Origin of the sequence: Brevundimonas sp. (genome assembly GCF_036399195.1) — a bacterium.
Classification (GTDB): Bacteria; Pseudomonadota; Alphaproteobacteria; order Caulobacterales; family Caulobacteraceae; genus Brevundimonas.
In genome coordinates, this window is the sequence record NZ_DASWNO010000063.1 from 1 (window position 1) to 12,086 (window position 12,086).

Sequence of the window (12,086 nt, forward strand, 5' to 3'; positions counted from 1 at the left end):
ATCGCAGCGGTCGCCTGAACGGCCGCGCAAACCACGGTGCTCAGGGAGGGCCCGGATGTCTGAACCTCGACGCGGGGCCATTCGCGCCCTCGACCGCCTGACGACCCTCGTCATGGGACTGGCGGGAGCCGCCCTTGTCGGAATGGCGCTCGTTCAGGCCTGGCAGGTGTTCGCCCGCTATGTGCTGAACGACAGCCCCGGCTGGACCGAGCCGCTGGCCCTGCTGATGATGAGCTTCGCGGTGATGTTCGGCGCCGCCGTCGCCGTCCGGCGCGAGACCCATTTCGCCTTTCAGACCTTCCGGGACGCCGCGCCCGAACGGGCCCGCTGGGCGCTCAAGTCGATCTCGCGCCTGATCGCGGCGGCCTCGGGCGCGGCCCTGATGGTGCTTGGCGGCAGGCTGATGGTGGACGAATGGCCGGTGGCCATGGCCGGCGCGCCCCTGCCCTCGGGGCTGAAGTTCGCGGGGCTGTGCGTCGGCGGCGCCCTGATCCTGTTGTTCGCGGTCGAGCGCCTGCTGACCGGAGATTACCGCGCGCCCGACGCCGTCGCCGAGGCGGAGGACTGAGCATGGAATACATCATCCTCTTCGGCCTGCTGGCCATACTGCTGGCCATCGGCGTGCCGGTCGCCTTCTCGCTGCTGGCGGCGACGCTGGCGACGGTGATCTACCTCGCCCTGCCGCCGATCGTGGTGTTCCAGCAGATGGGGTCCGACATCACCTCGGTGGCCCTGCTGGCCATTCCCCTGTTCATATTCACCGGCGAACTGATGATGAAGGGCGGGCTGTCCGACCGGATGATCGCCCTCGCTTCATCGATGGTCGGGCACGTCCGGGGCGGGCTGGGTCAGGTGACCGTGGTCGGCTCGACCCTGTTCGGCGGCGTCTCCGGCAGCGCCATCGCCGACGTCTCGGCCATCGGCGGCACCATGATCCCGCAGATGCAGAAGCGCGGCTATGACGCCGACTATGCGGTCAACGTCACGATCTCGGCGGCGCTGGTGGCGCTGCTGGTGCCGCCGTCGCACAACATGATCCTGTATTCCGCCTCGGCCGGGGGCGGCGTCTCCATCTCGGACCTCTTCGCCGCGGGCATCCTGCCCGCCCTGCTGCTGGCCGTGAGCCTGATGATCACCGCCTACGTCGTGGCGCGCCGGCGCGGCTACGCGGCCGAGGCCTTCCCCGGCTTTCGCGCCGTCGCCGTCCGCCTGGTCGCCGCCATTCCGGGCCTGCTGCTGGTCGGGATCATCTTCGGTGGCATCCGGGCCGGGATCTTCACGGCCGTCGAGAGCGCCTCCATCGCCGTGGTCTACGCCACCGTGGTGACCGGCCTCGTGTACCGACACATGACCTGGACCGCCTTCAAGGCGGCCTGCACGGGCGCCGCGAGAACTTCGGGCATGGTGCTGTTCATCATCGGCTGCGCGGGCGCCTTCGGGTGGCTTATGGCCTACATGCAGGTGCCGACGATGATGGTCAGCCTGCTGCAGGCGCTGACCGACAACCCGATCCTGATCCTGCTGCTGATCAACGTCATCCTGTTGATCCTCGGCACCTTCATGGACATGGCGCCGCTGATCATCATCTGCACGCCCATCTTCCTGCCCGTGGCCAAGGCGTTCGGCGTGGATCCGGTCCAGTTCGGAGTCATCCTGCTGCTCAACTGCGGCATCGGCCTGATCACGCCGCCTGTCGGATCGGTGCTGTTCGTCGGCAGCGCCATCGCCGGAATCCCGATGACGCGGGCGCTGAAGACCATCTGGCCGTTCTGGCTGGCTTGCCTCGCGGTCCTGATGCTGGTCACCTTCATTCCGGCGCTTTCGCTGTGGCTGCCTTCGCTGATGAAATGACGGGACTGAAAGGCCTTCGGGCCGCCGCGGACTGCCGCTGGGACTGCGTGGCCGTCGGCGAGGTCATGCTCCGGCTCGATCCGGGCGAAGGCCGGGTCCGCAGCGCGCGATCGTTCCAGGTCTGGGAGGGCGGCGGCGAATACAATGTCGCGCGCGGGCTGCGGAAAACGTTCGGCCGACGGACGTCGGTGGTCACCGCCCTGCCCCGCACAGAGATCGGAGCCCTGGTGGAGGACCTGATCCTGCAGGGGGGCGTCGACACGTCGCACATCCTCTGGCGCGAGGCGGACGGCGTCGGCCGCAACACCCGCGTCGGCCTGAACTTCACGGAGCGCGGCTTCGGCGTCCGCGGCGCGCTGGGCGTTTCCGACCGGGCGAACTCCGCCGCGTCCCAGCTTCAGCCCGATGAGATCGACTGGGACCACCTGTTCGGCGTCGAGGGGGTCCGCTGGCTGCACACCGGCGGGATATTCGCGGCCTTGTCCGAGTCCACAGCGCAGACCGCGCTCGCCGCCGTTCGCGCGGCCAAACGAAACGGCGTGATCGTCAGCTACGACCTGAACTATCGCGCCAGCCTGTGGTCCAGTCATCCCGACCCGAGCGCGGCGCAGCGGGTGAACCGCGAGATCGCGGGACTTGTCGACGTGCTGGTCGGCGACGAATACGCCTACGCCTCCTGCCTCGGCTTTTCGACCGACGAGGCGCGCGTCGATCCGGCTGACAGCGGGCCGTTCGACCGGATGGTTGAGCGCGTGCGTGGGGATCTGCCGAATGTCCAGGTCTTCGCCGCCACACTCAGGGACCCGGTCTCGGCGTCGGTCAACCGCTGGGGCGGCGTGGTGTGGATGAACGGCGAAAGACACGCTTCCGAGGTGCGCGAGATCGCGGTGCTGGACCGCGTCGGCGGCGGCGACGGCTTCGTGGCCGGTCTGGCGTGGGCGCTCATGGAGGGGCTGGGGGCGCAGGCCGCGGTCGATTACGGCGTCGCCCACGGCGCGCTCGCCATGACCACGCCGGGCGACAACGCCATGACCTCGCTGGAGCAGGTCAGGGCGCTGTGCGAGGGCGCGGGTTCGGCCGCAGTGCGCTGACACAGGCCACTGGACGGACCCACCGGTCGATGCTCTTTAGCGCCTGAAGGACGCGGCCTTACGCAGGCTCCAGACGTCCAGACGCCTGGGGACTCCGCCGATGAAACACCTGCTCCTGACCGCCGTCGCCGCGTCGGCGCTCGCCTGCCCCACGCTGGCCCAGACCCCGCCGTCCGAGCTGCCGCCTCCACCGACAGCGCAGGAAGAGGCCGCGGCCGCCGCCGCGCCGACGGCGACGCCGGAGACGCCGCGCTGGGATGTTCAGACGCCCCCCGGACCTGCCCGCGACATCCCCATCGACGTGACCAGCGGCACCTGGATGTCGGTCGACGTCAGCCCCGACGGCCGCATGATCGCCTTCGACATGCTGGGCGACATCTACGTCATGCCCATCGCCGGGGGCGAGGCGCGCGCCATCGCCAGCGGCGTGGCCTGGGACATGCAGCCCAAATGGTCGCCGGACGGCCGCCACATCGCCTTCACCTCGGACCGGGGCGGCGGCGACAACATCTGGACAATGGCCAGCGACGGCTCGGACATGGTTCAGATCTCGAAAGAGAAGTTCCGGCTGCTCAGCCAACCGGATTGGTCCCCTGACGGCGAGTTCATCGTCGCCCGCAAGCATTTCACCTCGTCACGCTCGCTCGGCGCGGGCGAGATGTGGATGTACCACCGCTCCGGCGGCGACGGCGTGCAGATGACTGAGAAGCGCACGCCGCAGAAGGACACGGGGGAGCCCGCCTTCTCGCCCGACGGCCGCTATCTGTACTTCAGCGACGACGCCACGCCCGGCACGACCTTCGAGTACAGCAAGGACGTCAACACCCAGATCTATGTGATCCGCCGCCTCGACCGCGAGACCGGCGAGATCGATCCCTACGTGACCGGCCCCGGCGGCTCCATCCGCCCGACTCCGTCGCCCGACGGCAAGTCGCTCGCCTTCATCCGGCGCGTTCGCTACCAGTCGACCCTCTACGTCATGGACATCGAGTCGGGACGTGAGACGCCGATCTTCTCCGGGCTGGATCGCGACCTGCAGGAAACCTGGGCCATCCACGGGGTCTATCCGGCCGTCAGTTGGACCCCGGACAACCGTTCGATCGTGTTCTGGGCCGGGGGCAAGATCCAGCGCGTGGACGTCGCCTCGGGAACTGTCTCCGAGATCCCGTTCCATGTCGCCGACACTCGCCGGGTGCAGGACGCGGTGCGCTTCCCTGTCGAGGTCGCGCCCGAACGCTTCGACGTGAAGATGATCCGCTGGGCTCGCCCCTCCCCCGACGGCTCCAAGGTGGTGTTCGAGGCGCTGGGCAATCTGTGGATTCGTGACCTGCCGACGGGTACAGCACGCCGGCTGACGCGCCAGTCGGAGCACTTCGAGCTCTACCCGACCTGGTCCCGCGACGGCCGCTCGATCGTCTACACCACGTGGGACGATAAGGAATTCGGCTCGATCCGGGTCGTTCCCGCCTCGGGCGGGGAAGGCCGTGTCGTCACCCGCCGGCCCGGCCACTATATCGAGCCGACCTTCTCGCCCGACGGTCGGACGATCGTCTATCGCACCGTCAGCGACGGCTTCCTGACCAGCGCTCTGTGGAGCCGCAATCCCGGCGTCTATCGCATCCCGACGGCGGGGGGCGAGCCCGAGTTCATCACCAACGACGGCGTCGCGCCCCAATTCGGGGCCGACGGCGAACGCCTGTTCCTGTCCGGGCGCGATGGAGACAAGCGAACCTTCATCTCGGTGAACCTCGATGGCGAGGATGCGCGAACGCACCTGACCTCGGAGTGGGCCAACGAGTTCGCCATCTCGCCGGACGGCCGCTGGATCGGCTGGACCGAGCGGTTCAACGCCTATGTCGCCCCCTTCGTGCTCGCGGGCCGACCGATCGCCGTCAGCCCCGAAGGCAAGTCCCTGCCGCAGGCCCGCGTCACCCGCGACGCCGGCGAATGGCTGAGCTGGTCGGGTGATTCGCGCCGGCTGCAGTGGTCGCTGGGGCCAGAGCTGTTCTCCCGCGATCTCAACCAGTCTTTCGCCTTCGTCGAAGGCGCGCCGGACGAGCTGCCCAAACCGGACGAACGCGGGATCAACATCGGCTTCAGCGCCGAGGCTGACCGGCCGGAAGGCCGCATGGCCCTGACCGGCGCCCGGCTTATCACCATGAACGGCGCGGAAGTCATCGAGAACGGCGTCGTCATCATCGACGGCAACCGCATCGAGGCCATCGGACCGGCGGGTTCCACACCCGTGCCGGCCGGCGTCCCCGTTATGGACATGGCCGGCAAGACCATCATGCCCGGTCTGGTCGACGCCCACTGGCACGGCTCGATGGGCTCGGACGAGATCATTCCGGAGCAGAGCTGGGTCAACTACGCGGCGCTGGCTTTCGGCGTCACCACCATCCACGACCCCTCCAACGACACCAGCGAGATCTTCGCCCACAGCGAACTGGCCCGCGCCGGCCGCGTGGTCGGCCCCCGCATCTTCTCGACCGGCTCGATCCTGTACGGCGCCACGACGGCGGGAACGGTCAAGGTCGAGAGCCTCGAGGACGCCCTGTCGGCGCTACGCCGCATGCAGGCGGTCGGGGCCTGGAGCGTCAAGAGCTACAACCAGCCTCGCCGCGACCAGCGCCAGCAGATCATCGAGGCGGCCCGCCAACTGAACATGATGGTCGTCCCCGAGGGCGGCTCGCTGTTTCAGCACAACATGTCGATGATCGTCGACGGCCACACGACCATCGAGCATTCGGTGCCGCTGGCGAACCTCTACGACGACGTCCATCAGCTGTGGCGCCAGACGGAGGTGGCCTACAACCCGACGCTGGTGGTGGCCTACGGCGGCAGCTACGGCGAAAACTACTGGTACCAGGAGAGCGAGGTCTGGAACCACCCGATCCTGACCCGCTACGTCCCACGCCGCATCCTCGACGCCCGCGCGCGCCGGCCGGTGACCCTGCCGGAGAACGAGTGGAACCACATCTCCATCGCGCGTGAGGCCGTCGAACTGTCGCGCCAGGGCGTCGACGTGCTGATCGGGGCCCACGGGCAGCGCGAGGGGCTCGCGGCGCACTGGGAGCTGTGGAACCTGTCGCTCGGAGGAGCCACCCCGATGGAGGCGATCCGCTCCGGCACCATCAACGGCGCGCGGGCGCTGGGGATGGATCGGGATATCGGCTCGCTTGAGGCCGGGAAGCTGGCGGACATGGTTGTGATGGACCGCAACCCGCTGGACGACATCCGCAACACCACGTCGATCGCCTACACCGTCGCCAACGGCCGCGTATACGACAGCGGCATGAACGAGGTGGCTCCGCGTCAACGGGCGCGGGCGCCGTTCTGGTTCGCCCAGACCGGCGGGGAGGGTTTCGCCGCCCAATCGACCGAGACCGAAGGTCATGGCCATGACTGAGGGGATGGGCTGAGGGAATCGGCGCCGAGGCCGCGAGCGGAAGAACCGCTGACGCGCCTCGGCTGGGCCGTTCGTGACCATACCATGACGAGCGCGCCGCCGGCGAGATGATCCTGACGTTCGGGCCCCCGCAGGGGGCGCGTCCGAGCGGGTTCAGCACTGGCGGTCTCAGCGCGCCGTCGCGCCCTTTGGGACCCTTTGCGCCGGCTACCTGAAGTTGCTCCTTCTGGGCCACACCTTCAGTAAAAATGGCGCTTTATTGACCTTCACCGGTAGCATCATGCTAAGAGACATGGATGATAGTGCCGGTCGTCGGCAACCAACGTACACGTACGGGGTTGTTGACGGCACGCTGTCCAACCATCACGGAGCCCCTGCCATGAAAAAAACCCTGGCTGCAATCGCCACCGGCGCGATGCTGATCGCCGGCCAAGCCCTTGCCTCTAACCAGGCCTCTGCCGCCCCCAGCGTCGTCGATCGTGTCGGCGCCTCGGTCGGCAGCTCTGACGAGTTCGGCGGTGGCGTGTCCCCCGGCCTGATCTTCATCGCCGTCACCGTGCTCGCGTTCGCCGCCATCACGGCCGCCGATGACGATTCCGAAAGCGATTGATCTGAAGTTCGGGACCTCGTCCCTGACCAATGATTGGAAACGGCGGCTCCTTGCGGGGCCGCCGTTTTTCATTGCGCGGAGCCCGAAGGGCGGGAGCGCTCTCAGGCGCTGTAAGCGGTCTTGGTCTGGGTGAAGAACTCGACGGCCGCGAAGCCCTGCTCGCGCGGGCCATAGCTCGACGCCTTAGAGCCGCCGAACGGGACATGATAATCCACCCCCGCCGTCGGCAGGTTGACCATCACCATCCCCGCCCGCGCGCGCCGCTGGAAGTCGCGCGCATACTTCAGCGACTGGGTGACGATGCCGGCGGAGAGGCCGAACTCGACACCGTTGGCGATCTCGAGCGCCTCTTCATAACTGCGCACGCGGATCGTCGAGGCCACCGGTCCGAAGACCTCCTCGTTGTTGATCCTCATGCCGGCTTCGGTTTCGGCGATCAGCGTCGGCTGAACATACCAGCCGGGCTTCTCCAGCTTGAGCCGCTCGCCGCCGGTGACGACGCGCCCGCCCTCGCCTGTTGCGATGTCGATGTAGCGGTACGAGGTCTCCATCTGATCCTCGGACACGGCGGGGCCCATCTGAGTCTCCGGGTCCAGCGCGTCTCCGACTCTCAACGCCGCCACCCTCTCGGCGAGCGCGGCCACGAACCTGTCATGGACGCCGTCCTGCACGATCAGCCGGCTCGAGGCGGTGCAGCGCTGTCCGGTCGCGAAGAACGAGCCGTCGAGCGCGATCTGCACCGCACGGTCGAGATCCGCGTCGTCCAGCACGATCAGCGGGTTCTTGCCGCCCATCTCCAGCTGCACCCGCGCCTGCCGCTTGACGGCGCCCGCCGCCACACCCGCGCCGACGCCCTGGGACCCGGTGAAGCTGAGGCCGTCTACATCAGGGTGATCGACGATGGCCTGACCGACCCGGCCCCGTCCAATGACGAGGTTCAGCACCCCGTTCGGCAGGCCGGCCTCATGCAGGATGGCGACCAGCGCCTCGGCCGTGGCGGGCGTCGGGCCCGCGGGCTTCATCACCACCGTATTACCGAACGCGAGGGCCGGCGCCGCCTTCCACGCCGGGATGGCGATGGGGAAGTTCCACGGCGTGATCAGGCCGAACACCCCCACCGCCTGCCGGTAGGTCTGGATCTCCACGCCCGGCCGCACCGAGGCGAGGTTCCGGCCATGGACCCGCAGCGCCTCGCCCGCGAAATACTTCAGGACGCGCCCGGCCCGGACCGTCTCGCCGATCCCTTCGGCCAGCGTCTTGCCTTCCTCTCGCGACAGCAGCCGGCCCAGCGCCTCGCGCCGCTCCATCACCAGCGTTCCCGCCCGGTCGAGGATGTCGGATCGGACTTCGGGCGACGCTTCGGACCAGGCCGGGAAAGCCGCGCGCGCCGCCGCGACCGCCGCATTGACCTCGGCCACGCCGCCGTCCGGCGTTCTGGCTACAATCTCGCGCGTGTCCGAGGGGTTCAGGCTCTCCGACGGACGCTCGGCCGCCACGCGCTGGCCGTCGATCCAATGCGAGAGTTCAAGCGGTTCGGTCATGGATGGCCTCTGGTCAGCACGTGCACCCGCGTCATAACCCAAACCACAAGCGCGCGCGCCCCGTCCGCTGGACGGCCCGTCGGTTTTCCTTTAGGCATAAAACATGTCGATTGGTCGGGCTCCTCGCAGCGTCGCCGTCGTGGGCGCCGGTCCCGGCGGCCTCTACCTCGCCATTTCCCTGAAGCTGAAGAACCCGGCGATCGATGTCATCGTGCACGAGCGCAACCGACCGGACGACACCTTCGGCTGGGGCGTTGTCTTCTCGGACCAGACGCTGGCCAATCTGAAGCGGAACGATCCCGAGACGGCGGCCGCGATCGAGGCCGCCTTCGTCCACTGGGACGACATCGACGTGCATATCCGGGGCGAGACGGTCCGCTCGGGCGGGCACGGCTTCGCAGGCATCGGGCGTCAGGGGCTGCTGAACATCCTGCAGGACCGGGCGCGGTCTCTGGGCGTGGACCTGAGGTTCGAGACCGAGATCGAGGACGTGCGGTCGCTTCCCGCCGACATCATCGTCGCCGCCGACGGGCTCAACAGCCGCATCCGCAACGGCGCCCCCGAGGTGTTCGGCGTGGACGTCGACGTCCGCAGCAACAAATACATCTGGCTGGGCACGACGCAGTCCTTCGACGCCTTCACCTTCGCCTTCGTCGAGACCCCACACGGCTGGATCTGGGCCCACGCCTATCAGTTCGAGCCGGGCGCCTCGACCTTCATCGTCGAGTGCTCGGAAGCGACCTGGCGCGGCCTCGGCTTCGACGCCATGGATCAGGATCAGACCTGCCGGGCGGCGGAAGCCCTGTTCGCGGACTGGCTCGGCGGCCACGCGCTGATGAGCAACGCCAAACACCTGCGCGGCTCGGCCTGGCTCAACTTCCCGCGCGTCGCCTGCGCCAACTGGCGCGACGGCAAGGTCATCCTGCTCGGCGATGCAGCCCACACCGCCCACTTCTCGATCGGGTCCGGCACCAAACTGGCCTTTGAGGACGCGATCCGTCTGGCCGAGGCCTTGACGGGCGGTGAGGACCTCGAGCGGGCGCTCAGCGATTACGAAGCCGATCGGCGGATCGAGGTGCTGAAGCTCCAGAGCGCCGCGCGCAACTCCACCGAATGGTTCGAGACGCTGGACCGCTATGTCGACCTGCATCCGCTGCAGTTCACCTACAGCCTGCTGACCCGCAGTCAGCGCGTCAGCCATGAGAACCTGCGGCTGCGGGATCGCGACTTCCTCGAGTCGGTGGAGCGATGGTTCGCCGCGACCGCAGGCGCGCCGCCGTCGGACAGACCGGCAGCCCCGGCCTTCACGCCCCTTCGTCTGCGGAGCCTGACGCTGCCGAACCGGATCGTCGTCTCGCCGATGTGCATGTACTCCGCCGAGGACGGGACGGTGGGCGACTTCCATCTCGTCCATCTGGGCGGCCGCGCCCTCGGCGGCGCCGGGCTGGTCTTCACCGAGATGACCGACGTGTCCGCCGACGCGCGGATCACGCCGGGCTGCGCCGGCCTCTACCGGCCTGAGCACCGCGACGCCTGGCGCCGGATCGTCGACTTCGTCCACGCGCAAGGCTCTCGCGTCGCCATCCAGCTGGCCCACGCCGGACGCAAGGGTTCGGTGGAGCGTCCCTGGGGTCCGCGCGCGGACCAGCCGCTGCTGGAAGGCGGCTGGACGCTGATCGCCCCCTCGCCCATTCCCTGGACCGAGGGGGATCAGGTTCCGCGCGAGATGACCCGCGCGGACATGGACCGGGTCCGCGACGACTTCGTCCGCGCTGTCGGATGGGCCGCAGAGGCCGGGTTCGACATGATCGAGCTGCACTGCGCCCACGGCTATCTGCTCTCGTCCTTCCTCACCCCGGTCTCGAACCGCCGCACCGACGACTACGGCGGCTCCGTCGAGAACCGCCTCCGGTTCCCGCTCGAGGTGTTCACGGCCATGCGCGCGGCCTGGCCCGACGACCGCCCGATGTCCGTCCGACTCTCCGCCAGCGACTGGGTCGAGGAGGGTCTGACGCCGGAGGACGCCGTCGCCATCGCCCGCGCCTTCGCCGAGGCGGGTTGCGACCTGATCGACGTTTCCGCAGGCTCGACCACGCCGGACGCCCGTCCTGTCTACGGTCGGATGTTCCAGACGCCGCTCAGCGACCGCATCCGCAACGAGGCGGGCGTGGTCACCATGGCGGTCGGCAACATCTACGAGCCGGACCACGTCAACGGCATCCTCGCCGCCGGGCGCGCCGACCTGTGCGCCTTGGCCCGGCCGCATCTGGCCGATCCGAACTGGACGCTGCGGACGGCCGCAGAGCTGGGCTGGCGCGGGGTGCAGCCGCCGGTCCAGTACCGCGCCGGCTTCACCCAGCTCGCTCGCAATCTCGAGCGCCAACAGCAGGCGGGGCCGGTGTGAGCCTGACCGGACAGCACGCGGTGGTCACCGGCGCCGGCTCCGGCATCGGCCGGGCGACGGCCGAGCATCTGGCCGAGCTCGGCGCGCAGGTGACCCTGATCGGCCGCCACATCGGGCGGCTGACCGAGACCGCCGACCGCATCGGCCAGACCGCCTTCGCCGCGCCCGCCGACGTCACCGACGCCGATGCTTTGGCCGCCGCCGTCGAGGCCGGGCGTGACCGCTTTGGTCCGGTGGACATCCTGATCAACAACGCGGGGGCCGCCACGTCCGCGCCCTTCCTGAAGACCGGCGCGGACGCCCTCCGCGCCATGCTGGCGCTGAATCTCGAGGCCCCCGCCGAGGCCTCGCGTCTCGTGCTGCCGGGGATGGCTGCGCGACGCTCGGGCCGGATCGTCAATGTGGCTTCAACCGCGGGTCTGAAGGGTTATCCCTACGTCTCCGCCTATGTCGCCGCCAAGCACGGCCTTGTCGGCCTGACGCGGTCCTTGGCGCTGGAGTTCGCCGACAAGGGCGTCACCATCAACGCCGTCTGCCCTGGCTTCACCGAAACCCCGCTGGTGGCGGAGGCGGTCGCGGCCATTGTCACGAAGTCCGGCCGCACCGAAGGCGAGGCCCGCACCGCGCTTGCCGCCTCCAACCCGCAGGGGCGGCTGATCACGCCCGAGGAGGTCGCCTCCGCCATCGGCTGGCTGTGCAGCCCCGGCGCGTCCGGGGTCAACGGCGCGACCCTGACAGTCGCCGGGGGCGAGCTGTGAGCGCCGTCGCCGCCCTGCCCGACCGCCTGGGCGGGGCCCCCGACGGCAAGCGCGCCCTGCGCCTGTGGCTGCGGCTTCTGACCTGCACGACCCGCATCGAACAGACCATCGCCCAGCGGCTGCGCGATGAGTTCGGCTCCACCCTGCCCCGTTTCGACATGCTGTCGGCGCTCGACCGAGCCGGCGTGGCCGGCCTGAGCATGGGCGAGGCGGCCGGCATGCTGATGGTCTCGAACGGCAACGTCACCGGGCTGGCGTCACGCCTGAAAGCTGACGGACTAATCGAGTCACTTCCAACTGCAGACCGCCGCGTTCAGCGCATCCGGCTGACGGCGGAGGGCCGAGCGCGCTTCGCCGCCATGGCGGCCGCCCACGAACGCTGGATCGACGCCGTCTTCGCGGACCTCAGCGACGCCGAGGCC

The 12,086-nt window shown here is 69.0% G+C and carries 9 protein-coding genes; 8 read left to right on the forward strand and 1 reads right to left on the reverse strand.

Annotation, left to right across the window (positions count from 1 at the left end; all coding sequences use genetic code 11):
• Positions 1-55 precede the first annotated feature (55 nt).
• From VGB60_RS03125 to VGB60_RS03145, 5 genes are all read left to right on the forward strand, one after another.
• Positions 56-568 carry a TRAP transporter small permease gene (locus VGB60_RS03125; RefSeq protein ID WP_331036821.1) on the forward strand — a complete coding sequence of 171 codons (513 nt, stop codon included), beginning with the start codon at positions 56-58 and terminating at the stop codon, positions 566-568.
• A 2-nt stretch (positions 569-570) separates the two neighbouring features.
• Positions 571-1,851: a TRAP transporter large permease gene (locus VGB60_RS03130; RefSeq protein WP_331036822.1), complete on the forward strand. Its 1,281-nt coding sequence runs from the start codon at positions 571-573 to the stop codon at positions 1,849-1,851.
• Positions 1,848-2,942 carry a sugar kinase gene (locus tag VGB60_RS03135; protein WP_331036823.1) on the forward strand — a complete coding sequence of 365 codons (1,095 nt, stop codon included), beginning with the start codon at positions 1,848-1,850 and terminating at the stop codon, positions 2,940-2,942. Before VGB60_RS03130 ends, VGB60_RS03135 begins: the two co-directional genes overlap by 4 nt.
• Positions 2,943-3,042: 100 nt before the next feature.
• Positions 3,043-6,351 (forward strand): amidohydrolase family protein, encoded by a 3,309-nt coding sequence (locus VGB60_RS03140; protein ID WP_331036824.1) that lies wholly within the window; start codon positions 3,043-3,045, stop codon positions 6,349-6,351.
• 379 nt (positions 6,352-6,730) lie between these two features.
• Positions 6,731-6,961: a hypothetical protein gene (locus tag VGB60_RS03145; protein WP_331036825.1), complete on the forward strand. Its 231-nt coding sequence runs from the start codon at positions 6,731-6,733 to the stop codon at positions 6,959-6,961.
• A gap of 101 nt (positions 6,962-7,062) precedes the next feature.
• Here VGB60_RS03145 and VGB60_RS03150 read toward each other — a convergent pair whose 3' ends face one another.
• Positions 7,063-8,502, reverse strand: a complete 1,440-nt coding sequence (locus tag VGB60_RS03150; RefSeq protein WP_331036826.1) for an aldehyde dehydrogenase family protein — start codon at positions 8,500-8,502, stop codon at positions 7,063-7,065.
• A 103-nt stretch (positions 8,503-8,605) separates the two neighbouring features.
• Between VGB60_RS03150 and VGB60_RS03155 the strand changes: the two genes are divergently transcribed.
• The 3 genes from VGB60_RS03155 to VGB60_RS03165 all read left to right on the forward strand — a co-directional run.
• Positions 8,606-10,906, forward strand: a complete 2,301-nt coding sequence (locus VGB60_RS03155; RefSeq protein WP_331036827.1) for a bifunctional salicylyl-CoA 5-hydroxylase/oxidoreductase — start codon at positions 8,606-8,608, stop codon at positions 10,904-10,906.
• Positions 10,903-11,664, forward strand: coding sequence for an SDR family oxidoreductase (locus tag VGB60_RS03160; protein ID WP_331036828.1), 762 nt, complete (start codon positions 10,903-10,905; stop codon positions 11,662-11,664). Before VGB60_RS03155 ends, VGB60_RS03160 begins: the two co-directional genes overlap by 4 nt.
• Positions 11,661-12,086, forward strand: a 426-nt coding sequence (locus VGB60_RS03165; protein ID WP_331036829.1) for a hypothetical protein, incomplete at its 3' end; no start/stop codon positions are given. The genes VGB60_RS03160 and VGB60_RS03165, both read left to right, overlap by 4 nt.